Below are 23,030 nucleotides of genomic sequence, written 5' to 3'. Positions count from 1 at the left end.
CGTCGTTATCGGTTGTCGTTGTCGTCGTTGTCGTCGTCGTTGGCGTCCGGCACGCGTCGATGGTGGCCGCGCCACGGGCGACGGCTCAGGCCGCTTCCTGCTCCGGTTCCGGTTGTCCCTCCGGCTGCGCCGGCCGCCGTTCCCGGTCCAGGATCTCCGGGCGGATCGTCAGCGACACAAGCCATCCCGTGCACAGAATCGCGGTGAGCGCGAGGTATGCGCCCATGATCCCCATCAGCTCGGCGAAAACGCCGGCGAGGAATGCGCCGATCGGGACGGATCCCCAGGCCATCATGCGGTACATCGCGTTGACCCTGCCCAGCAGGCCGGCCGGGACGACCTCCTGCCGGTAGGACACCGCGACGATGCCCCAGGCGATCTCGAGGACACCGAAGCCGAGCTGGCCGGCCGCCGATGGCCAGAAGTCCGTGGTCAATGCGATCAACAACATCGGTGCCGGCAGCGCGAGCAGCACGGACCGCAGCACGAAGGTCTCGGAGGTCCGGCCGAGTATCCGGGGGACGATGGCGGCGCCGAGGAAGGTGCCCAGCGCGAACGCGGTGAGCAGCAGGCCGTAGGTCCAGGTCGGCGTCCGCAGCCGCTGCTCGACGTACAGCACCAGAATGGCCGCGCTGCCGGCCATCGCGAGGTTGATCAGCGCGGTGGTCATGGCGAGCGTGAAGAGCGCTCGGGAGCGGCGGATATGCGTCCAGCCGGCCAGCACGGCGACGGCTTCGCCCGGCCTGACCCGCGTCCTGGTTCCGCTGAGCAGCTTGCGCAGGCTCGCGGCCGCGAGCGAGTACTTCGTGGCGATGGCGATCAATGGCGCGGCCGGGTGCACACCCATCAACGCGCTCGCCACCGGTGCCCCGGCCAGGTTGAGCCCGGCGTTCTCGATGAGCTGGATGCGCGCGTTCGCCGCCGGCAGTTGTTCCTGCGGCACGATGCTCGGCAGGAGTGTCTGCGTGCTGTTGTCCGCCACGACCTCGAGCACCCCGGCGGCGAACGCGACCACCGCGAGGGCGACCAGGAACGCGTTTGCCGGGAGCAGCAGGAGAATGGCCAGGGCGAGGAAGATGCCCACCCTGATGGTGTTCGACCCGAGGAGCAGCCGGTCCGCGCCCCGGCGATCGATCAGCACCCCGACGTGGATGGACGTCAGCAGCCACGGCAGGCTCCGCGCCGCCGCGATCGACCCGATGACCAGCGGCGAAGAGGTGAAGGCCGCGGCGAGAAGCGGAAACGCGACCAACGACATGCCGTCGGCGAAGTTGGCGCACACGGCGGAGAGCTGCAGGCGTTTGAACGCGCTGGTCAAGATGCGTCACCCTTCTTGCCGGCATTCGCTGCTCAGTCTGCCGCGACCGGCCCACCGGCACTTCTTTCTGCGTGCCGGGTTTGACTCCACCCTGGGACGGCGCTGCCCGGCGCCGCCGGCGCCGGGCAGCGTGGTCATGGCCATGTCAGGGCGCGTAGAACCAGCCGTTCTGCACCCAGCCGTGCCGGTTGATGTGGCCGTAGGCGAAGCCGTAGACCCAGCTCCCGCTGACCTGCTCGACCTGGAAGCTCTGGCCCTGGGTCAGCTCGCCCATCCAGGCGCCTCCGGGCGCCGTGCGGACCGCGAGCGTTTGCGCGCAGACCACCTGGCGGTACCCCACGACGGCATTGCTGCAGGCGGCTACGGTCACGTCCGCCTGCGCGGACGAAGGAGCGACGACCACCGCGGCGGCGAGGGCGAGCGCGCTGAGGCCGGCGGTCAGGAGCCGGCGGGCTACCACGATCCCCACCCGCCCAGACACTCGTAGCGGACGTAACCCCAGTCGTTGGGTCCGAAGTCGAACGTCGCGGCCCAGCCGTTGTAGACCGGATGCGCGCCACGGGTGTGGCCGACCTTGTCCCCGTAGTAGAGCGTGCGCTTGAAGTCGACCGGTCCGGTCGAGGAGTTGTAGTTGCCGTAGAAGCTGGCGCTCTGGCACACGATGATCGCATGCTCGGGCACGACGCAGCAGGCGCTGGCGGTCGGGGTCTCGACGAACGTGAACATCGCCGTAGCCATGATCGTCGCGAGCAACAGGGCGATGGCGCTCAGTGGGCCCCGGCGTCGTCGCGACGGGCTGGCATGTGGTCGGCTCATATTGACTCCTTTCCGGTACGGTGAGTAATTATCCCACTACTTATTCAATTCGTACTGACGTTTACGAACACGATCCTGTTACGGCAGGGCGAGACAGTCCCGCCAACCAAGGGCACGCCTCTGGCGGAGATCGCCGGGAGGCGGGACTGACCGGGGTCGACCAGGTTCGATCAGCCGGCCTTGGGCTCGGCCGAGCTTGCCGATCTTGCCGACGGATGGGCGATCCTCGGCGTCGCACCGATCGAGCCGGAGAGTCTTGGTTTGCCGCCCGGCCGCGAGTAGGTTGTTGCCGACCTCGCGACGGGCCAATGTGGAGGGCGCAGTGGAAAACCAGTCGCCGAGCCAGCGGAATTACGTGTTACGGGCGCTGGAACGCTTCGCTGAATACGGTGACCGGGAAGCGATCGTCGGCCGGGGTCGCCGATTGACCTACGCGGACCTCGCGGCCGGCGTGCTGTCGGTCGCCGCGGCTCTGCGGGCGAACGGAGTCCGGTCCGGCATGGCGGTCGGGGTGCTCGTCGCGCACCCGCCGGAGGCGCCCACCCTCCAGCTCGCGATGCACCTTATCGGCAGCCGTTCGGTGTGGATCGATCCCGCCGCGCTGCGCCGGGAGGTCGACGACTACCTGCGCCTGGTGCCGCCGGACGTGCTGATCTACGACCCGAGCACGCACGAGGAGCAGGCCGCGCAGCTCGGTGCCCGGCTCGGCGTGCCGCTGCTGTGCCTCGGCGCCGGCGGGCAGGGACCGAACCTCCTCACGCCGCAGCCGGACGCGCCGAGCATCGCCGATCTCCTCGGCGCGGACGAGCCGCAGTCGGTGTTCCAGACCAGCGGCACGACCGGGGTGCCGAAATCCGTGCATCATCGGCAGGCTCTCTACCGGCAACTGGACGTCCTCGCCCAGGAACTGCTCGACGCGGGGGAGCGGAACGTCCACCACCTCACCCAGACCCCGCTGTGGCATCCGGCCGGCCAGATCTCCGCGCTGCTCTACCTGTTCAGCGGCGGGCTGCTGGTGATCATGGAGAAGTTCGACGTCGGAGAATTCTGCGCCACCATCGAGCGGGAACGGGTGAGCTCGGTGTTCATCTCGCCGCCGATGCTCTACCAGCTGCTCGATCATCCCGCCCTGGACGGCGCGGACCTGAGCAGCCTGAACCTGCTCTCCGTCGGCAGTTCCGCGGCCGCGCCGGACCGGCTGCGCCAAGGCGTCGCGCGGTTCGGTCCGATCCTGCGCATCACCTACGGGCTCAGCGAATGCCCGTTCATCTCGGCTCTGCCCGGCGTCGGCGACGAGCCCGAGCACCCGCAACGCCTTCGCTCGTGCGGCAAGCCGTACGGCGACGTGCGGGTGGAGATCCGCGGCGAGACCGGCAGCGTGCTCGGCACCGGTCAGGTCGGCGAGGTGTGGGTGGCCAGCCGGATGAACTTCGCCGGCTACTGGGGTCAGCCGGAGCTGACCGCCGAGACCCTCGTCGACGGCTGGCTCCGCACCCGCGACCTCGGGTACGTCGACGCCGACGGATACCTCCACCTCGTCGGCCGCGTGCAGGACACGATCATCACCGGGCCCGGTTCCCGGTGCATCTACCCCAGGCCGATCGAGGACGTGCTCGTCACCCACCCGAAGGTGCGCGCCGCGGCGGTCATCGGCGTGCCGGACACCGAGCTCGGCGAGGCGGTGCACGCGTTCGTGGTGCCGGATCCGGATGCGACGGTCACCGCCGGCGAGCTCACCGAGCTGGTGCGCCAGGAGCTGACCCCGGTGTGGGTGCCACACCGTATCCAGTTCGTCGACTCCCTCCCGCTGACCGGTATCGGCAAGGTCAACACGAAGGCGTTGCGGGCCAGGTACGCCGCCGAGCACGGCGCGGCGGCCGACCCGATCGGCACCTCGGTGTGAGGCCGCGCGTCGGGTTCATCGCACTGTTCGTCGCGGAGATCGTCTCCGCGCTCGGCAACCGTATGTCCATTGTGGCCATTCCCTGGCTGGTGCTGGTGACCACCGGGAGCCCGGCCAGGATGGGGCTGGTCGCGGTCGGCCAGTTGCTGCCCTACCTGCTGGCCGGGGTGCTCGCGACCCCGCTCGCCGACCGGTTCGGGCTGCGGACCGCGTCGATCGCCACCGATGTCGGCAGCGCGCTGGCGATGGCGGCGATCGCCGCTATCCCGGGGATCGGGTTTCCCGCGATCGTCGGTTTGGCGGCGGTCGCGGGCGCGTTGCGCGGCGTCGGCGATCGGGCCAAGCATGTGCTGCTGCGCCCGCTGGCGGAGGCCGCCGGCGCACGGATGGTGCGGGTGACCGCCGCGTACGAAGGGTCGGCCCGCGGCGCGATGCTGGTCGGCGCCCCGCTCGGCGGGTTGCTGATCTACTGGTTCGGCGCGCAGGGCGCGATCTGGGTGGACGCCGTGTCGTTCGGCGTGTGTGCGGCGATCGTCGCCGCGCTGGTGCGGCCGCCGGCGGGACCGGACGTGGCACCCGTGGCGGAGCCGTACCTGCGGGCGCTGCGCGGGGGCGCCCGCTACCTGCGGCACGATCGGGTGTTGCTCGGCCTGCTGGCGATGGTCTTCCTCGCCAACGTCTTCGCTCAGGCCGGCACGGCGGTGTTCGTGCCGATCTGGGTGTCCGATGTGGTCGGCACCCCCGCCTTGCTCGGCACGGTCCTCGGCGCGTTCGCCGGCGGCGCGGTGCTGGGCAGCATCCTGTTCACGGCGCTCGCGCCCGCACTCCCGCAACGAGCGACGTTCGTGATCGCGCTCGCCGTCGGCGGATCCCCGCAACTCCTGGTGCTGCTCAGCCACAACCTGCCGCTGGTGCTCGTGGTGACGTTCTGCTGTGGCGTGGCGATGGCATCGCTCAACCCGATTCTCGGTGCGCTCCAATACGAACGGATCCCCACCGACCTGCAGACCAGGGTCTTCGGGTTGGCGACCGCCATCTGCTACGCCGGCCTGCCGGTCGGCGGCGTCCTCGGCGGCCTCGCGGTCGCCGCTCTCGGTCTCGACCCCGCGATCCTGCTCGCCGGCTGCCTCTACCTCGCGGTGACCCTCGTGCCGCTGCTCCGCCTGCGCACGCGCGACCGCGCGACGCCCACCCGGGCACCCGCCTGAGGCAGCCTCGACATCCCGGACACCCGACGTCTCCTCGTGATGACGAGGGGCACGGGTCAGGGCTGCCTGCTGTCACACCAGGCGCGGATCACCGCCTCGAGATCGGCGCGGCCGTTCTCCAGCTCGTCGACGTCGGCGAAGCGCATCGTGCGGGTGAGCTTGCCGTCGCCGACGAGTCGCGGATGGTCGCCGGGAATCTCGGCGCCACGGTGGAACAGCAGGCTCACGAAGCGCTTCGACGGGTTGAAGCTCGCGATGTTGCCCCGGTAGGCGAACGTGGGCGTCTTCCACTTGATGGACTCGGTGACGCGGTCGTCGGCGCCGAGGATGATGTCACGGGCCCGCCGCATCGTGGCGTCCATCGGATGTTCGGCTTCGTCGAACCAGCGGTCCACGTCTGGGTTTCGGTACATGCGTCATGACCTCGTGTCCGGTTCGGACGAGCCTACGCGGTCAGTGCTCAGTTCGCCTCCAGGCAGTTGCGCAGCCTGTGCAGGTCGCCGGTGATGCTGGCGCGGACCTGGCGGGCCAGCAGCGGGGTGGCCCACCAGAAGAACCGGCCCGGCGTGCCGGTGGCGTGGATGGCCACCGTCGTGCCGTCCGGGTGTCCGGTGAGCTCGTAGCGGACCGTCATCGGGAAGGGGCGGTCGACCTTCATCTCCAGGAGGCGGTCGGGTTCGTGCCTGGTGACGACGTAGCCGTAGGTGAAGGCGCGGCCGAGGAACTTCGCGGTGCGCTCGACGGTCGCGCCCGTCACGAGCGGGCCGGGCCGCGCCGGCGTGCTCGACGTTATGCCGCCGGTCCAGCGCAGGTCGTTGGCGGGATCGAACATGAACTCGGCGACCTCACCGGGGGCGCGGTGCACGAGCACGCACGGTTTGACGTCGACTGCCATGAGCCGTGCTCCCTCTTGTCGAGTCAGGCCGGCGTGGGGAAGAACGGCTGCGCGGTGCCGGTGGCGTGGTAGGCGACGAGCCGGTCGAGGATCGAGGACCAGGTGTGCGCGGTCTGGCCGAGGTCGGTCTCCGGGTAGCCCTCGCCGAAGCCGTAGTGCCGGAACAGCACGCCGGTCCCCGTCTCGGCGCGGGCCGGGGCGCCGAGCTCCCACTCCCAGGTCGAGCCGTCCCAGAACGGGAAGCCGGACGTGACGTGCATGCGGACCAGCTTGCCCGGCTCGGTGCTCACCTCGACCTCGAGGTCGACCGGCGCCGCCGCGAAGCCGAACCGGGCGCGGTCGGGCGTGACGTCGCAGTCGGCGGTCCAGAACGCGCGCTGGCCCTCGGTGGTGGACAGGGTCGCGAACACGGCCGCCGGATCGGCGGGCACGTCGACGGCGAGGGTGATGGATCGGGTCATCGGGTTCTCCTCCTTATTTAGAACTTTCTAAATTAAGATAGGTCTACACTACGACCGGGCCGCTGGGCAAGGGAGGTCGATCGTGGATCCGTTGCGAGTCATCGCCGCGCCGCGCCGGCTGCGCATCCTCCAGCTGGTCTGGGACCGGGAGCTCGCCGCCCGGGAGATCGCCGCCGAGTTCGACGTGACCTGGTCGGCGATCAGCCAGCACCTGACCGTGCTCAAGGAAGCGGGGTTCGTCCGCGAGCGGCGGGAGGGCACCAGCCGGTACTACCGAGCCGACCAGGCGGCACTGGGCTCGCTGCGGTCGGTTGTCGAGGAGCACTGGCGCGGGGGGCTGGGGCGGGTCAAGGATCTGGCCGAGAACGAGCAGAAGCGCAAGGACCGAACATGACGGACTCCGCTGCCCTCGAGGTCAGCGTCTTCATCGCGGCGACTCCCGAGACGGTGTTCCCGTACTTCGTGGACCCGGGGCGCTACGCCCAGTGGATGGGCAGCGTCGCGGAGCTCGAGCCGATGCCGGGCGGCCGGTACCGCGTCAGCCTGCGCGGCGGTGTGCAGGCGTCCGGCCGGTTCGTCGAGATCGACGCGCCGCGGCGGGTCGTCTTCACCTGGGGCTGGACCCACGACCACGCCGTCGCGCCCGGATCGACCCGCGTCGAGGTGACCCTGGCCGAGGAGGAGGGCGGCACGCGGGTTCTGCTGCGCCACCACGGCCTGCCCGACGACGAGCAGCAGGTGCACCACCGCAAGGGCTGGGAGCTCTACCTGGACCGGCTCGGTGTGGTGGTCGGCGGTGGCGACCCCGGACCGGACCCGAACGCGTGAGGAGAGCGCGATGAGGATGCCCAAGCCGACCGAGGCCGACAAGGAGCGGTTCACCGCCCTGGTGCCCGACGACTCGCGGGTGGAGGTGAAGCCGATGTTCGGCAACCTCGGCGCGTTCGTCAACGGCAACATGTTCATGGGCCTGTTCGGCGCCGACGTCGGCGTGAAGCTTCCCGACGGCGACCTCGCGGAACTGCTCGCACAGCCGGGTGCGGGACCGTTCGGGCCCGCCGAACGTCCGATGGGCGGCTACGCGACGCTGCCGGCCGGCCTGTCCGCCGCGGATTGTCAGCAGTGGACGCTGAAGGCACTGACATACGTCGGTGCCCTGCCGCCCAAGGTCAGGAAGAAGCCGGCGCGAGGTGTCGATCCGGGCCGGGCCCGTTCGTAGTAGGGCAGGCGAGAGGTACTCGCCCGGAAGGAGCGTCGTCATGGCTCAGTACCTGCTGTCCGTACACACCAGTCCCGACACGACCGGCAACGCCATGACACCCGACCGGATCGCCGAGATGCAGGCGATGGAGCAGGAGATGAAGGAGACCGGGGCGTGGCTGTTCTCCGGCCGGCTGACCGGTCCCGAGGTGGCCACCGTGGTCCGCGCGACCGAGGGCGAGACGCTGACCACGGACGGGCCGTTCGTGGAGTCCAAGGAGCATCTCGGCGGCTTCTACGTCGTCGAGGCCGACGACCTGGACGACGCGCTGCGCTGGGCGGCCCGCACCTCGGCGATCATCGGGCAGCCCATCGAGGTACGCCCGTTCTGGGACACCAGCGCGTGACAGGTCCGGCGGAGGCCGCGATCGGCCGGGTCTTCCGCGCGGAGTCCGGCCGGTCGGTGGCCACCCTGGTCCGCGTCTTCGGGCAGCTGGACCTCGCCGAGGACGCCGTCCAGGACGCGTTCGAGCTCGCCCTGACGGTGTGGGCGCGCGACGGGCTGCCGCCGAACCCGGGTGGCTGGATCACCACGACCGCGCGGCGCTGCGCGATCGACCGGTTGCGTCGTGACGTCCGCGGTCGTCAGCTGCTCGGCGAGGTCGCGCTACTCGAGCACGAACCGGCGCGAGAGGGGGTGGGCGCGGTGCCCGACGACCGGCTGCGGCTGATCTTCACGTGCTGTCATCCGGCTCTTGCTCCCGAGGCGCGGGTGGCGCTCACGTTGCGGCTGCTCGGTGGGCTGCGCACCGACGAGGTGGCCCGCGCGTTCCTCGTCGCCGAGCCGACGATGGCCCAGCGGCTGGTGCGCGCGAAGCGGAAGGTCCGGCTGGCCCGCATCCCGTACCGGGTGCCGGGGGCGACCGAGCTGCCCGGGCGGTTACGTGCGGTGCTCGCCGTGCTCTACCTGATCTACAACGCGGGTGCGGAGCCAGGTGCCCCGCCTTCCACCGCTGAGCTTCGCGCCGAGGCGATCCGCCTCGCCCGCCTGCTCACCGGCCTACTGCCCGACGAGCCCGAGGTGACCGGCCTGCTCGCGTTGCTGCTGCTCACCGAGGCCCGCTTCGCCACCCGCACCGGAGGCGACGGCACCCTCGTGCTCCTCCGGGACCAAGACCGGTCTGCCTGGGACAGTGAGCTCATCGCCGAGGGCCGCCGGCTCGTCCGCGCCTGCCTGCGCCGCGACGAGCCCGGGCCGTACCAGCTGCAGGCCGCGATCAACGCCGTGCACACCGACGCGGACTCCGTGGCGACGACCGACTGGCACCAGATCCTCGCGCTGTACGACCAGCTCCTCGCGGTGGCTCCCACCCCGGTCGTGGCACTCAACCGCGCGGTCGTGGTCGGTGAGGTACACGGCCCCCAGGCGGCCCTCGACCTCCTCGACCGCCTCGACCTGGCGGGCTATCACGCCTTCCACGCCACCCGCGCCGATCTGCTCCACCGCCTCGGCCGAACCGGCGAGGCGGCCGTCGCGTACGAGGAAGCGGCGAACCTGGCGACCAGCCCGGCCGAGCGCCGCCACCTGGCGGCGAGGTCACGAGAAGCCGGCCCGGGAACACGTTGAGCATCGGCCTTTGTGGACCTGCCGGGGCGGCTACGGGGACTCCGCCGGCCGCCTGCGTGGCAGGCCGCGGATCGGGATCTCCGTGACTGGGCGGCCGGGTTCGGGTCCCCGGTGACCCTCGAGCCGGCCGTAGCGTGTGGCGAGCGGGGCCGCGGTGAGCCCGTGCGCGACGACGCTCAGCAGGACGGTCCGCGCGACGACGGCGACGGCTTCGTCGGCCGGCGTGCCGAGCTCCTCGAGGGCGAGCAGGGCGAACAAGAGTGAGGCGAGGCCGCGTGGACCGAACCAGCCGACGAACAGGACCGTGCCGCGGTCCAAGGCCGGAGCCCAGCGTGGCCAGCGCGACGGGACCATGCGCACGACGGTGAGGCTGAGCACGGCGTAGAGCACGGTCGGCAGGTCGAGCCGGTCGAACCGGGCCGCGGTGGTGCTCGGCGCGCATGGTTCGCGGCGCCCGCGTCAGGTCTCGAGCGCCGCTTTTCTCATCAGGGTCCTTCGACCGAGTCCGGTGCCGTGGTCGCGGCCTCGCTGGTGGGCGGTGGCGTGGTTGTCGGGACGCTCGGCGTCGGCTCCTCGGCGTTGTCCGTCGTCGTCGGTGGTGCCGGTGGTGCCGTTGTCGTGTTGTCCGCCGCCGGCGCCACCGCCTCGGAGGTCGGTGCCGCCGGTGCCTCCCCGCGGGATGTCGGTGTCGTGGTGGTCGAACGCGTCTGGTCGGCCTTGACGGGCTCTCCGGCCGGCGCCACCGGGGCGGGACCCGAGGTCCGCGTGGTGTGGCTGTGCTCGTTCCCTTCCGCCGGGGTCCGGTCCTGGGCCGGCGTCACGCTGTTGTGGCCACCCAGGAGCCAGAGGCCCACCGCGGCCAGCGCGACGACGAGGACTCCCGCTGCCGCCATCGCCTTGTGCGAACGGCCGGTGGCAGCGGGCTTGGTCCGTGGCGGGGCGGGCTGCGGGCGGACCAGCTCGGTGGGCGCGGCGATGAGGGCGGCGTCCACGTCCGCTGCTTCCTCGGCGTCCGCTGTGGTCGCGACGACAGGGGCCGGCACCTGCTCGTCCGAGGCCGCGCGCCGGGCGGCGGCGTCGAGGAGGTCGTGCGCCTGCGCCGCGGTGGGCCGGGCTTGCGGGTCGGCCGCGAGCAGGGCGAGCAGTACGTCGGTGAGCGGGCCGGACCGCCGCGGCGGGTTGATCTCGCCGCCGGCCACCGCGTGTAGCAGAGCGAGAACGTTCGGGGCCTTGCCGAACGGGGGTGCGCCCTCGACCGCGGTGTAGAGCGTCGCGCCCAGCGAGAAGACGTCCGAGGCCGGCGTGGGGGCACCGCCGTGCGCCACCTCGGGCGCCAGGTACGCGGGGGTGCCGGCGACCAGGCCCGTCTTGGTCATCGCGGCGTCGTCGGCGGCCTGGGAGATGCCGAAGTCGGTCAGCTTCACCGAGCCGTCCTCGCCGAGGAGGACGTTTCCCGGCGTGATGTCGCGGTGCACGATGCCGGCGTCGTGCGCGGCGGCGAGCGCGGTGGCTACGTGGGCGCCGATGGCGGCCGCGTCACCCGGCGCCAGCGGCCCGTCCTCGGCGATGGCCGTCGCCATGCTGCGCGACGGTACGTACTCCATGACGAGGTTGGGCACGCCGTCCTCGTCGACCACGTCGAACACCGTGATCGCGTTGGGATGCTGCAGCCGTGCGGCGATGCGGCCCTCACGCAGGCAGCGAGCCAGGGCCTCAGCGGCCTTGTCTTGCGGGAGATCGGGCCGCAGCAGCAGCTTCTTGATCGCGACCGACCGGTGCAGCCGCTCGTCGTGGCCCTGCCAGACGACGCCCATCGCGCCCGTCCCGATCCGCCGGATCAGCCGGTAACGCCCAGCGAGCAGCTGCCCCTCCTCGGTCATGTCGTGGCCTTCCGACCTGGCACGCCGGGGCGTCGAGCCTTCCGGCATCCCCAGCTCGCACCGACCGTGTGATGCGTGCGCGCCTGAGCCCCGGATGCCACAACGACCTCGCTCTCGCTCGGTGCCTTTGTCGACAAGGGTTGCTGTTTCGCCGGGGTGCTAAACATGGCGTTGGAACATGACGGTGGAACATGACGGTGGAACATCACGGCGGAACATGACGACGGGTGATGAGTTGCGAGCGCAGAGCCCTGTCGGATCGGGCCTCCGTGTGTTCGTCGTGGGGATGAGCGGGCGAGCGAGTCGGTCGGCAGCGCGTGGTCGCCCTGCACGGCGGGGCTCGACCGCGGGCTGGAGGTCTCGCCGAACCGCGGGGCGGGCGTCAGCGCGTGTGGGGACGCAGGCGGTCAGCTCGGACCGGCCGTCGTGCGCAGCCAGCCCTGCCGCGGCGTGCCGACCAGCTCGACGCGGATGAGCGGCGAATACATCGTCGCGTCGATCCCGTCGTAGTGATGGACGATGATCACCTCGTAGAGATGCTGAGACACCGCGAGGACGGTTGATGAGCTCGCATGCTTGAGTGCGGCTTTGAGCTCCGGTGCGTCGAGCAGGCGGCAGGTCAGATCGACCGCTTCGCCGAATGGTCCTTGCTCGTCATGGTGGACCTCGCCGGCGTGCACCGCCATCCTCAGCCGGAGGACCAGTTCGGGATTGTCCCTGTTGTGTCGCTCGACGAGATCTTCCAGCGTCGGGACGAGGACCGTGAACAGAGTCAGCTTCGGTATGTGGTCGGCCGGCTTGATGAGTATCAGGACACCATCGCCTCGGTCGACGAGGCGGTCGCAGTCGTCCGGAGATATTCCGCTCGTGCGCAAGGCCTCCCCCAGCAGGTGATAGAGAACGCGGCGCAGCCGTGCTTTCACGGGGTCGGGCTTGGCTGTCGAGTTCTCGATGTCGACGACGAACAGCGCCCGGTGGACCGGGCTTGCCGGCGGTATTCCCGCATCCGACTGATTCGCGGCGGCCCGGTATGCCGCGCCGGCCAGGACCGGCATTGTGGCGTCGTGTTCGTATCGTCCTGTGTGCCACGGGACCGCCGACAGCTGGAATTTCGTGCGGGCGTATCCGATGATGAGAAAGATGATGACGCCACTTGCCGGGACGAGCGCGGCGAATTCAGCCAACGCAGCCATGCGCATATCTCCTCCGCGCAGCGAAGAAGGAGCGCCTGTGCCTCCACGGCCAATCCGGAGACGAAGCCTCCGCGATCACCGAACCAGGAACAGACGACCTCGGTCGTCAGGGAGTGTCGCACAAAACGCTGCCTCGACAAAAGCGCGGACCTCCGGACGAATCCGGGATGACGGTTGTCTTTCGGTCCGGAACTGCACGCCGACAGCCTCTCCCCGCCACCATGCCTGCCGGTATCAGGCGAAGGCAGCCGCCAGCCGGGTGATCACCCGGCCGCGACCGAGCCGATCAGTTGGTCAGCTGCTGGAGTTTGGCCGTTATCGCGCTGGCCTGTTGTTCCGCGCCGAACATTTGCCAGATGTTGAGTGCGTGCGTCAGGTAGACGCGTGCCGCGGGGTGGTCCTGGTGTTCGGAATTCAGCTCGCCGAGAAGTTGCCAGCAGGTTGCCTCCTCCATGCGGTCGCCGTACCGCTTGAACAGTTCGGCGGCACGGGTCAGGGCGGTCGAGGCCTGCGCTTTCTCCTGCCGGGTCGCGTGTGCGCGGCCCATGCGCAGGAGCGTGTAGGCCATGCACCGTTCGTCGTGCAGCGTGTCGAAGATCGTCAGGGCGCGGCGGAGGTGCTCGAGTGCCTCCGCCGTTTCGCCGCGTTTCCAGTGCAGTTGGCTCATTTCGCGGAGTACGACCGCTTCGCGGTGGATGTCGCCCAGTTGCCGGGACAGCTCGAGCGCCTCGTGGAACCGCGTCTGCGCTTCGTCCAGTTGGTGCTGTGCGAGGTGGATCGCGGCGACGCCGTTGCGTAGCTGGGCTTCGATGTGCCGGTCACCGGTCACGGTCACCAGGTCGAGCGCGTTCATGGCGTGCGCGAGGGCCTGGTCGAAGTCACCGAGAACGTGTTCGATGGTGGCGAGGCTGGCGGTGGCGAGTGCTTCTCCGCGCTTGTCGCCGATCTGGCGGTACAGCTGCAAGGACCGCTGCAGGTTCGGGCGGGCGCTGTCGAAGTCGTCGCGGTAGACCTGCACCTGCGCGAGCCCGTTCAGCAGGACGGCCTCGCCGCGTTCGTTGCCCGCGCCGCGGTTGGGTCCGAGTGCTATGTGGTGGCTGCGTTGCCACTCGTGGTGCAGGCTGCGCAGGTCGTAGTAGGGGACCAGCGTGGCGGCGAGCTCCCATGCCAGCTCGTCCATGTCCCACTCGGCGGCCAGGGCCACGGCGCCCTGCAGGGTGGCGCGTTCGGCGTCGAACCACGCCAGGGGATCCGCGGCGACCCGTGGGACGAGGTCGGGCGGTAGTGGCCGGCGGGGTGCGCCGCCCGGAGTCGGCCGGAAGAGGCTGGGCGGCAGGAGCTTCGACGCGTGTTCCGCGAGGTGCAGCCAGGTCGCGAGGAGCCGCTCGACGGCTGCCCGGCGCGAGTCCCGCGGATAGCCGCCGGTGGCCTCGACGGCATAGGTGCGCAGCAGGTCGTGCAGCCGGTACCGGGGCTGGCCGATCGCGTCGGTGCCCGTCACCTGGATCAGGTTGGCGTCCAGCAGGGCGTCGAGGACCTCGTCGGCGTCGTGCCGGTCGAGCAACGGGTTCAGCACCCAGGCCGGCACCGGCTGCGCACCGAGCAGGCCCAGGAACGCGAACGCCTCGACCGCCACGTCGGGCAGCATCTGCAGGCTCAGGTCGAAGCTCGCGCGCACGCCCAGCTCCCCGATGCGCAGCTCGTTCAGCCGCCGCGACTCGTCCTCCAGGCGTTCCCGCATGACCCGTAACGGCCACCGGGTGCGGCCCGCGAGCTTGCCGCCGGAGATCCGGATCGCCAGCGGCAGATATCCGCAGGATCGCAGGATCGCGTCGGCGTCGTCGGCTTCCGCGGCCACGCGTTGCTCACCCACGATGGCGGTGAACAGCTCGCGGGCCGCGGCCGGTCCCAGCATGTCCAGCTCGATGTGCCGCGCACCGACGAGGTCGGTCACCTGCCGGCGAGTGGTGATCACCACCGCGCAGCTGCCCGTGGACGGCAGCAGCGGGCGCACCTGGCCCGTGTGCGCGGCGTCGTCGAGCACGAGCAGGATGCGGCGGCCCGCCAGCATCGAGCGGTACAGCGACGCGCGCGCGGAAAGATCGTCGGGAATACCCCTCCCGCTCACGCCGAGCGCCGCGAGCATCTCGGCGAGCAGCTCGGCGGGGTCTCTCGGCCGCGTGGTCGTTCCGGCCAGGTCCAGGTAGAGCTGCCCGTCCGGGAACTGCTCGTTCGCGGTGTGGGCGGAGTGCACCGCCAGGCTCGACTTGCCGACCCCCGGCCCGCCGACCACGACCGCCACCGGCGGCGGCCCGCTGTCCGACCGCGCGGCCAGCGTCTCGAGCACGGTCGACAGTGCCTCGGTGCGGTCGGTGAAGTCCGGCACGTCGGGCGGGAGCTGGTGCACCGGCAACACCAGGCCGGCCGGGACCGCGTCCCGGGTGCCGGCGACGAGGAGCGCGGGATCGGCGCGCAGGATCTGCTCGTACAGCTGCTGCACGTCCCGGCTCGGGTCCACGCCGAGCTCGTCGGCCAGCAGCGTGCGCAGTTCGCCGTACGCGGTGAGCGCATCGGCCTGCCGGCCCTGCCGGTACAGGGCGAGCATCTGCAGTTGGCGAAGCCGCTCCCGGAACGGGTGCCGGGGGACCAGGTCGGCCAGCTCGGCCACCACCGCGCCGTGCTCGCCGCGCAGCAACCGGACCTCGGCCAGGTCCTCCGTCGCGTCTGTCCGCGCCTCGGCGAGGCGTGCGGTCGTGGCCTGCACCGTCGGCGTGGCCGGCACGTCCTCGAACGCGTCTCCGCGCCACAGCGCCAGCGCGTCGTTCAGGTCGCGCGCCGCCGCGTCCACGTCACCGGCACGCAGCGCCGACCGGCCGCGATCGGCCAACGTGGTGAACCGGCCCAGGTCGCTGTCCTCGGGGCCCACCCGCAGCCGGTAGCCGGGCGCCTGCGTCACCAGCAGCTGTCCGCGCCCGGCGCCGAGCAGCCGGCGCAGCCGGGCCACGTAGCCGTGAATCTGGTTCTCCACCGTCTTCGGCGGGCTGTCTCCCCACAGCTCCGCGGCGAGGTGGTCGCCGGACACCACCCGGTCCGCCTCGATGAGCAGCACGGCCAGCAGGGTTCGCCACTTGGCCGCCCCGATCCGGCGCCATCCTGTGGTGTCGAGGAACTCCATCGGGCCGAGGACCCGGAACCGCATGCCCACCCCCAGGACCGGTCGGGTCCGGTGGAGGCATGCCCCACCCACCCGCAGTACAGGTTACCTACAGAACGGCTACATACCCCGGCGTGACTCTCGTGATCACGGGCGCGCAACAGGCGCTCGAACTCACGAGAGGACCACAGGGGTGCGAAAGATCATCTTAGTGCCGCTCGTCGCGACCGCGGCGGCCACTATCGGTGTGCTCGGCACGGTTTCCTCGGCCGCCGCCGAGGAGCACATGCCCGTGCCGCAGTCGGCGACCGTCCGCGTCGAGGGCGCCGACGGGTTGTCCGTCGACGCCAAGGCGGACAAGCAGACCATCGACGTCATCGAGAACGACGCGAGCGCCGCCGTGGCCGCGGCGAACGTGTGCGGCGCGGGCTACACGATCTCCACCGGTGCGTGGCGCCTGCCCTCCACGACCACGGACTACGGCAGCCTCTACACCTGGACGAACGGCAAGACGAGCGGGCCGAGCTACTACGACAAGCCGATCTGCGCGGTCTTCTTCAACGACACCGGCGTCAGCCGCTACATGGGGGTGCGGCTGAAGTCGAACTACACGGCCGACCCGGCCAAGGAAGACTTCGGCACCTACTCCTCGTACGCCGGCCCGGTCTACCAGAACCGTGGTTACTGCGGCACGGCCTACGCCTACATGGAGAACAGCAGCGGCACGGTGCTGGTCGACTCCATCCACACGGTGGGCGCCTGCAACTAGGCCCCGTCCCCTTTCGTCGAGTCCCGCACCCGCTGCGGTGCGGGACTCGACGTCCGCGCACCGACTGGTGCCCCTTCCCACCGACAACCGAGAAGGAACAATGAGACACAGCAAGCGAATGTTCGCTGTGGTGGCAGGGGCAGCCGCCACGGCGCTCGCACTGACCCTCGTCCAGCCGGCCGCGGCCGCCCCCGCCCCGCCCACGAACACGCGGGAGAAGGCCTCGGGCATGCCGTCCGCGATTCCCGTCGCGGACCGCGCCCGCACCCTGGGCTCCAGCTACCACACGTCGACCGACACCGCGTTCACCACCAGCGGCGATGCCACCGGTTTCCACCTGCTGGCCGCCGACGAGGCGGCCGGGTACGAGTGGCGGACGGCCGCCACGCTCCGCGAGGACGGCTTCGACGCCGACACCTGGATCGGCAACGCCTGCCTGACCGCCTCCGGCGACCACGCGGCCGTCGCGTACGCGCCGCGCACGTTCACCAACCGGCCCGAGCTGATGGCACGCGGCGCGTTCGCCGCCGTCGTCGACCTCACCTCCGGCAAGGTCACCAAACTGCCCTTCACCGCGTCGCTCGCCTACTTCAGCCCCGGCTGCGGCAACGGCGAGACGGCCGTGTTCACGCAGCTGTCCCACGAGGGCGACAAGGTCCAGCGCACCCGGCTGCTGACCGTCGACACGCGCACCGGCAAGCAGGGCAAGCCGATCACGCGTCCCGGCGAGGTCACCTCCGCCATCCCCACGGAGAACGGCATCGTCGCCGCCCACGGCAACGAGCTCGTCCGCATCGATGACGGCGGCGAAGCGGAGCTGGCGGTGACCCGCCACGCGCCGTTCCAGCTCACCGCCGACGCCGCCGGCGGCGTCGCCTTCATCGACCGCGAGGCCGACAAGGAGTCGTCCGAGAAGACGGCGAGCTGGGCGCAGTACCTCACCCCGGCCGGCGTCCGCGGCGGGAAGAAGACCACCGCGGTCACCGTGGCCGCCGGAAAACTGACCGACTGGGACCTGACGCGCACCCCCGCGGGAAGGGTGTTCATCACCGGAACGGCCGCCAGCAAGGGCGAACCGCCCGAGACCGTCGCCAACCCCGGCCACCTGCCCATGGGCGCCCGCATGTCCAGCCTCGGGCACGCCGCCGTCACCACCACCTGGGCGGACGGCAGGACGAGCCCGACCACTCCGGACGACGCGGCCCGGACCGCGCGCACCACCCTGCGCGTGCTGGCCACCGGCAGATCCGTCACCCTGGACGCCAAGCCGGCGGCCACCGGCGAGAACGTCCACACCGGCACGAAGCCGTCACCCGCTCTCGTGGTCCAGCCGGAGAACTCCGCCAGGAAGGCCGGCATCCTGGCGTCCGCGAGCGGCCCCAGCGAGGGCACCGACGAGCGGTACTGCGCGGTCGCCCGCAACGACGTGAAGAAGCAGGCGTTCCAGCCGACCCCACGCCAGGTCGAATGGGCCGTGGACCAGGCCGTCGTCGGTGAGCTGCGCTTCGACCGTCCGGCGAACTGGAAGAACACCGGCATGGACGGCTACAGCCCCAACGGGCTGTTCCCGCCGGTCGTGCTGGCCGGCGACCCCAACGGCACCCTCGACAACGAGGACCCCGACGTCACCGACCGGTGGCACATCCCATCGCAGGTGATGCTCGGCATCACCGCGCAGGAGTCCAACATGTGGCAGGCCACCCGCTTCGCCGTCCCCGGCGTGACGGCCAACAGCCTCATCGGCAACTACTACGGCACCCAGTACGCCTCCGACGGAACCCAGGCCGACCCCTGGCGCATCAACTTCTCCGAGGCGGACTGCGGCTACGGCATCACCCAGGCCACCGACGGCATGCGCCTGGCGGGCAAGGAGAAGCCGGGCGAGACCGCCCTGCCCGCGGGCACGCAGGAGGCCGTCGCGCTGGACTACGCCACCAACATCGCCTACGGCGTGCAGATCCTCTCCCACAAGTGGAACGACACGTACTACGCCGGGATGAAGATCAACGGCGGCCATCCACAGTGGATCGAGAACTGGTTCTTCGCGCTGTGGGCCTACAACTCCGGCTTCTACAACACGCCGGACTCCGCGGGCCACAAGGGACTGGGCTGGACCAACAACCCGGCCAACCCGCTGTGGAAGGCCAACCGCACCTTGTTCCTCGAGGACGAGGCCGGCGGTGACGACTACAGCGACGCGGCACACCCGCAGGACTGGCCGTACGAGGAGAAGGTCATGGGCTGGGCCGCACGCCCCATCTCGGCCATGTTCGGGCCCGGCGACTTCAAGCCCGGCTACCTTCCCGCGTGGTGGAACAGCAACGCCGAACGCACGGCGGTCAAGCCACCGATCGACCTGTTCTGCGACAGCAGCAACTCCTGCGATCCGTCCAAGATCGGCGACGACGACTCCAACGATCCCGGCATGGGCGCCTGCACCCTCGACTCCGGCGACAGCGACACCAACCCGCACTGGTTGCATTGCTGGTGGGACAAGTCGGCCCAGTGGAAGAACTGCGAGGAGCAGGCCGAGTGCGGCCACCAGGTGCACCGCTTCAACACCAGCTACCCGGAGCAGGCCGACGCCAACTCCTACCCGCCGCGCTGCTCGACCGGTCTCCCGTCGAACGCGCTGATCGTCGACGACATCCCGGACGGGACGACGCCGGCGGGCGCCGGCTCGCGAGGATGCGGCGCGGCGCAGTCGGACGGCACGTTCACGCTGACGTACCAGCCTTCCGAGATCGTCGACTCCGATACCGGGCAGACCATCACCACCTACCCCGGCAAGATCGACACCCATCAGATCGGTGCCGGCTACGGCAACCACTTCTGGTTCACCCACACCCGCTCGCCGGAGTCCTACCCGCCGCCGGGCGACCGGATGAAGGTCACCGGCACGTGGAAGCTGGGCAGCAAGATCACCGCGTTCGGCGGCCAGGCCGAGGTGTTCGCGCACATCCCGGACCACGGCGCGCAGACGAGCGCGGCCGACTACCGGATCGAGACGGCGTTCGGCACCGTCACCAAGAAGATCTCCCAGGCGGACAACCAGTCCAACAAGTGGGTGTCGCTGGGCGCCTACCGGTTCAACGACACGACACCACAGGTGAGCCTGGACAACTTCAACGGCGGCGACGGCACCGCGGACATCGCCTTCGACGCCGTCGCGTTCGTGCCCGGCGACCATGACGGCCTGAACGACATCACGTTCCCCGAGGCGGACCCGAACGCACCCGACGTCGACTTCGTCGCCGTGCAGAAGCCGAAGGAGGTCAGCTCTCCGGCGCCGCTCAGCGGCAGGGAGTCGTGCTCGACCGGCGGTGACGGCATCACCCTGTGCGCCTCGTACCGGCCGTTCAAGGGCAAGGACGCGAAGCCCTCGTCGGCCGCCCCCGCGGCGGGCCCGGTCGGGTGGTGCAAGGACGTCAGCGGCGCCGCCATGCAGTCGCGGACGCAGGGTTGCCTGCGCGGGCTCCTCCCGCTCAGCGCGACACGCGACGGCGTTCCCGTCGGCAACGCGACCATCAAGGTCATCCAGGAGATCAACCTCAACCCCACGTCGAACCAGTTCACCACGTGGACCGAGCTGTCCCTGGTCAACATGACGGGCATCAGCTCCACCACGATGACGTCGTTCCTGGAGGACTGCTGGCCGACCACCGGCTGCACCGAGAGCAACGGCGCCTGGACCGGCAGCACCACGTGGACGGCGGGCGACACGCACGTCGCCACGCGCACCAACACCTACACCTGGAACAAGATCACCAGCGGTGAGCAGGTCCTCGACTTCACCTGGAACACGAGCTGGTCCACGCCGGACGCCACGACCGAGGCCCTTCCGGAGTGGAAGAACAACGGGTTCGACGTCCGGTGCGACAACAAGGTCGGCGGCAACACCGGCTGCGTGTTCCCGAAGTACACCCCGACGCTGCAGCTCAACACCGAGAAGTACCCCGCCGCGGCCTCGTACTACTGGGTGCTCATGGAGAAGCTGGCATCGCACCCGGGCAGCGAGAAGTACGACAAGCCACTGCACCGCCTCGCCGACGACGCCAAGGCCGACGAGAACCGGGGCAAGATGTGCGATCGTGCCGTGGCCGAATGGCATCCCAACCCCAACGCGGACGGGCAAAGCTGCGACGAGTACCCGTTCGCGAAATCCCGCGAGAGCGGCGGGATGACGCTCACCTCGGGCAAGTACTGCGCCCAGCTGTACGCGGACAAGCAGGCCGACGGCTCGTGGATGCTCGAGATCGACAACAACTACCCGTATCCGAGCTGGAACGAGATCTGCGGCCGGGCCGCGGTTCCGGCCCAGCAGAACACGGACGCGGGCGGCGACCTCGGCCGGTTCACCAAGGAGGTCCGGCTCCTGGACAGCAACGCGTATTACGTCCAGACCGGATTCGAGCTCTGCGACATCGCCTCCGTCTGCAACATCACCTGACGTCGCGAGGCTCGTGACGCCACGGCGGCCCCCGGTGCGGAACCCGGCTCGACTCCGCACCGGGGGTCCCTGCCATGTGCTCGACGCCGGTGGTGCCAGGGACGAGGTCATGGGCAAGACGTGAATTTCTCCCTTCTGCCGTCCATGCCCGAATTGTTAACTTGGCATTTCGTACATTACGGATCGTGCAAAGGGAGCTGCGAAAAGTGACTGACACTACTGACCAGGTCGCCGAAGGAATCACCGCGCCGAGCCCGGAAGACATCGGTGTCAACTACGACCAGTTCGCCGACCTGCACGAACTGATCGCCAGCGACATCAGCCTGCACATCGGCCTGTGGTCCCCGCCCGGCGACCGCGAGCCCGCGTCCACGCTCCTCGACCTGTCCAACAGGGCGCAGGAGCAGCAGACCGACTACCACCTCGAGACCCTCGGGGTGCAGGCCGGCGACCACCTGCTGGACATCGGCTGCGGCGCCGGCGCGCCGGCGGTCCGGATCGCCCAGCGCAGCGGCGCGCGGGTCACCGGGATCAACGTCAGCCAGGTCCAGCTCGACAAGGCCGTCGAGCGGGCCAAGTCGGCGGACGTCGCCGACCGCGTGTCCTTCGGCTACGGCAACGCCATGGCCCTGGACTTCGCGGACGAGTCGTTCGACGCCGCCATGGCGATCGAGGTGTTCGCGCACCTGTCCGACCGCCGGCAGGGTTTCGCCGAGGCCGCCCGCGTGCTCCGGCCGGGTGGCCACTTCCTGGTCACCGAGTTCACCCTCCGCGGGACCCCGTCCGAAGAGCTGCTCACCGCGTACCTGCAGACCTGGCACTGCATGCCGCCGACCACGCCGGCGAAGACGATGGAGCTGGCGGCCGACGCCGGGTTCGAGCTGGTCAAGGTCGACAACATGACGCAGAACTGCGCGTTCAGCGGCGAGGTGATGGGGCTGCTCTACGCCGACCGGCACGACGAGATCGTCGACCGGTACGGGCCGGAGCTCGTCGGTGAGATGGACTACGTGATGCCGTTGGTCCGCACCTTCTTCCGCGAGCACCTCGGCTGCTACATGTTCCTGCTGCGCAAGCCCGCGAAGTAGTGCCGGCCGCGTGAACCGCCGCCGGCTCCCGGGCACCCGAGCCCGGGACCGGCGGGCGCCGTGCGGCACCGCGCACCCGCGTCGGGCGGCACTCGCACCTCGCTCGGGCGAGGCGTCGCGGCGGCGGCGCTTCGCCCCGGTCTTTGAGATCCTCAGGCCAGCGGGGACGGTTCGTACGCGGAGGTGATCCACGAGTTGAGCCACACTGCCTGGGATCTTCACCTTGGACGCCGGTGGCCGGAAGGCTCGGCGTGATCAAGGTTCTGCTGGCCGAGGACATGCACATGGTCCGGGGGGCGCTGGTCGCTCTGCTCGCGTACGAGCCCGACATCAAGGTCGTCGCGGAGGTGGCGTCGGGCACCGCGATCGTGCCGGCCGTGCTCGAGCACCGGCCGGACGTCGCCGTCATCGACATCGACCTGCCCGGCATGGACGGGCTCACGGCCGCCGCGGAGGTGCACGAGCGGGTGCCGAGCTGCCGCACGCTGATCCTGACCAGCCTCGGCCGACCCGGCACGCTGCGCCGAGCGCTCAGCGCCCGGGTCAACGGGTTCCTGCTCAAGGACGCGCCCGCCGACAAGCTGGCGAAGGCCGTCCGGGAGGTGTCGGTCGGCCTGCGGGTGGTCGACGCCGAGCTCGCCCTCGCGGCATGGGACTCCGAGGCGTGCCCGCTCACCAGCCGGGAGCTGGAGGTGCTGCGGCTGACCGAGCAGGGGGCCGATCCGGGGGACATCGCCGGCCGCCTGTGCCTGTCGGCCGGAACGGTGCGCAACTACCTGACGTCCGTGGTGTCCAAGCTCAACGCGCGGAACCGTGTCGATGCGATCCGAATCGCCAAGGACGCTGGCTGGTTGTAGCCGAGCCGCCGCCGCCCTCGTGCGCCAGCGGCATGCTCGCGTGCAGGCGGAACCTGTCGCCCGGCAACCGTTCCACGCAGATCTCGCCGTGCATGGCGGCCACGCGCTCGGAGAGGTTCGTGATCCCGTTGCCGCTGCCCTTCGCGGCGTTCGCGGGGGCCCCGTCGTCGGCCCCGTCGTCGGGCCCGTCGTTGACCCCGTCGTTGATGAT

Annotated in this window: 21 protein-coding genes and 1 pseudogene; 11 read left to right on the top strand and 11 right to left on the bottom strand. The window is 70.4% G+C overall.

The genetic code is table 11. The features are described 5' to 3' along the window. Positions 1–85 precede the first annotated feature (85 nt). The 3 genes from VH969_RS10620 to VH969_RS10610 all read right to left on the bottom strand — a co-directional run bounded on the left by VH969_RS10620 (position 86) and on the right by VH969_RS10610 (position 2,134). Positions 86–1,318 (bottom strand): MFS transporter, encoded by a 1,233-nt coding sequence (locus VH969_RS10620; RefSeq protein WP_331973509.1) that lies wholly within the window; start codon positions 1,316–1,318, stop codon positions 86–88. A gap of 145 nt (positions 1,319–1,463) precedes the next feature. Continuing rightward, positions 1,464–1,787: a hypothetical protein gene (locus tag VH969_RS10615; protein WP_331973508.1), complete on the bottom strand. Its 324-nt coding sequence runs from the start codon at positions 1,785–1,787 to the stop codon at positions 1,464–1,466. Further along, complete coding sequence (locus VH969_RS10610) at positions 1,772–2,134, bottom strand: hypothetical protein (RefSeq protein WP_331973507.1); 363 nt, start codon at positions 2,132–2,134, stop codon at positions 1,772–1,774. Before VH969_RS10610 ends, VH969_RS10615 begins: the two co-directional genes overlap by 16 nt. A gap of 310 nt (positions 2,135–2,444) precedes the next feature. On the opposite strand from VH969_RS10610, the gene VH969_RS10605 reads away from it, so the two are divergent. Then, on the top strand, positions 2,445–4,037 hold the full coding sequence (locus VH969_RS10605) for an AMP-binding protein (RefSeq protein ID WP_331973506.1): 1,593 nt from the start codon (positions 2,445–2,447) through the stop codon (positions 4,035–4,037). Continuing rightward, a complete protein-coding gene (locus VH969_RS10600; protein ID WP_331973505.1) occupies positions 4,034–5,245 on the top strand; it encodes an MFS transporter in 1,212 nt (403 codons plus the stop codon). The genes VH969_RS10605 and VH969_RS10600 overlap by 4 nt, the downstream gene beginning before the upstream one ends. Before the next feature lie 56 nt (positions 5,246–5,301). On the opposite strand, the gene VH969_RS10595 is transcribed toward VH969_RS10600, so the two are convergent. From VH969_RS10595 to VH969_RS10585, 3 genes are read right to left on the bottom strand one after another with little or no spacing between them, the layout of a single operon-like run. Next, entirely contained in the window at positions 5,302–5,658 is a 357-nt protein-coding gene (locus VH969_RS10595) for a DUF1801 domain-containing protein (protein WP_331973504.1), read from the bottom strand. 47 nt (positions 5,659–5,705) lie between these two features. After that, the gene (locus tag VH969_RS10590) at positions 5,706–6,140 is read right to left on the bottom strand and encodes an SRPBCC family protein (protein ID WP_331973503.1); all 435 of its coding nucleotides are present in this window, start codon (positions 6,138–6,140) and stop codon (positions 5,706–5,708) included. A 23-nt stretch (positions 6,141–6,163) separates the two neighbouring features. After that, a complete protein-coding gene (locus tag VH969_RS10585; RefSeq protein ID WP_331973502.1) occupies positions 6,164–6,601 on the bottom strand; it encodes an SRPBCC family protein in 438 nt (145 codons plus the stop codon). Positions 6,602–6,683: 82 nt separating this feature from the next. On the opposite strand from VH969_RS10585, the gene VH969_RS10580 reads away from it, so the two are divergent. From VH969_RS10580 to VH969_RS10560, 5 genes are read left to right on the top strand one after another with little or no spacing between them, the layout of a single operon-like run. Next, positions 6,684–6,995 carry an ArsR/SmtB family transcription factor gene (locus VH969_RS10580; protein WP_331973501.1) on the top strand — a complete coding sequence of 104 codons (312 nt, stop codon included), beginning with the start codon at positions 6,684–6,686 and terminating at the stop codon, positions 6,993–6,995. Continuing rightward, entirely contained in the window at positions 6,992–7,429 is a 438-nt protein-coding gene (locus VH969_RS10575; RefSeq protein WP_331973500.1) for an SRPBCC family protein, read from the top strand. The genes VH969_RS10580 and VH969_RS10575 overlap by 4 nt, the downstream gene beginning before the upstream one ends. A gap of 10 nt (positions 7,430–7,439) precedes the next feature. Continuing rightward, entirely contained in the window at positions 7,440–7,820 is a 381-nt protein-coding gene (locus tag VH969_RS10570) for a TfoX/Sxy family protein (RefSeq protein WP_331973499.1), read from the top strand. 40 nt (positions 7,821–7,860) lie between these two features. Then, the gene (locus VH969_RS10565) at positions 7,861–8,208 is read left to right on the top strand and encodes a YciI family protein (protein ID WP_331973498.1); all 348 of its coding nucleotides are present in this window, start codon (positions 7,861–7,863) and stop codon (positions 8,206–8,208) included. After that, positions 8,205–9,428 (top strand): RNA polymerase sigma factor, encoded by a 1,224-nt coding sequence (locus VH969_RS10560; RefSeq protein WP_331973497.1) that lies wholly within the window; start codon positions 8,205–8,207, stop codon positions 9,426–9,428. The genes VH969_RS10565 and VH969_RS10560 overlap by 4 nt, the downstream gene beginning before the upstream one ends. A 30-nt stretch (positions 9,429–9,458) precedes the next feature. On the opposite strand, the gene VH969_RS10555 is transcribed toward VH969_RS10560, so the two are convergent. The 4 genes from VH969_RS10555 to VH969_RS10540 form a co-directional block, all read right to left on the bottom strand. After that, the gene (locus tag VH969_RS10555) at positions 9,459–9,818 is read right to left on the bottom strand and encodes a cation:proton antiporter domain-containing protein (protein WP_331973496.1); all 360 of its coding nucleotides are present in this window, start codon (positions 9,816–9,818) and stop codon (positions 9,459–9,461) included. A gap of 95 nt (positions 9,819–9,913) precedes the next feature. Beyond that, positions 9,914–11,308 (bottom strand): serine/threonine-protein kinase, encoded by a 1,395-nt coding sequence (locus tag VH969_RS10550; protein ID WP_331973495.1) that lies wholly within the window; start codon positions 11,306–11,308, stop codon positions 9,914–9,916. A 407-nt stretch (positions 11,309–11,715) separates the two neighbouring features. After that, positions 11,716–12,501 carry a hypothetical protein gene (locus VH969_RS10545; RefSeq protein WP_331973494.1) on the bottom strand — a complete coding sequence of 262 codons (786 nt, stop codon included), beginning with the start codon at positions 12,499–12,501 and terminating at the stop codon, positions 11,716–11,718. A 286-nt stretch (positions 12,502–12,787) separates the two neighbouring features. Beyond that, positions 12,788–15,700 (bottom strand): AfsR/SARP family transcriptional regulator, encoded by a 2,913-nt coding sequence (locus tag VH969_RS10540; RefSeq protein ID WP_331973493.1) that lies wholly within the window; start codon positions 15,698–15,700, stop codon positions 12,788–12,790. 148 nt (positions 15,701–15,848) lie between these two features. Between VH969_RS10540 and VH969_RS10535 the strand changes: the two genes are divergently transcribed. From VH969_RS10535 to VH969_RS10520, 4 genes are all read left to right on the top strand, one after another. Beyond that, on the top strand, positions 15,849–16,424 hold the full coding sequence (locus VH969_RS10535; protein ID WP_331973492.1) for a hypothetical protein: 576 nt from the start codon (positions 15,849–15,851) through the stop codon (positions 16,422–16,424). A 130-nt stretch (positions 16,425–16,554) separates the two neighbouring features. Continuing rightward, positions 16,555–20,874: a golvesin C-terminal-like domain-containing protein gene (locus VH969_RS10530; RefSeq protein WP_331973491.1), complete on the top strand. Its 4,320-nt coding sequence runs from the start codon at positions 16,555–16,557 to the stop codon at positions 20,872–20,874. Positions 20,875–21,080: 206 nt separating this feature from the next. After that, entirely contained in the window at positions 21,081–21,962 is an 882-nt protein-coding gene (locus VH969_RS10525) for an SAM-dependent methyltransferase (RefSeq protein ID WP_331973490.1), read from the top strand. 251 nt (positions 21,963–22,213) lie between these two features. Continuing rightward, positions 22,214–22,819 carry a response regulator transcription factor gene (locus tag VH969_RS10520; protein WP_331973534.1) on the top strand — a complete coding sequence of 202 codons (606 nt, stop codon included), beginning with the start codon at positions 22,214–22,216 and terminating at the stop codon, positions 22,817–22,819. On the opposite strand, the pseudogene VH969_RS10515 reads toward VH969_RS10520, so the two are convergent. After that, a pseudogene (locus VH969_RS10515) lies at positions 22,761–23,030 on the bottom strand (hypothetical protein); the annotation flags it as partial. The gene VH969_RS10520 and the pseudogene VH969_RS10515 sit on opposite strands and share 59 nt — an antisense overlap.

This window comes from Actinophytocola sp., assembly GCF_036555685.1.
Taxonomy (GTDB): Bacteria; Actinomycetota; Actinomycetes; order Mycobacteriales; family Pseudonocardiaceae; genus Actinophytocola.
This window is presented reverse-complemented; position numbering and strand designations above follow the sequence as displayed.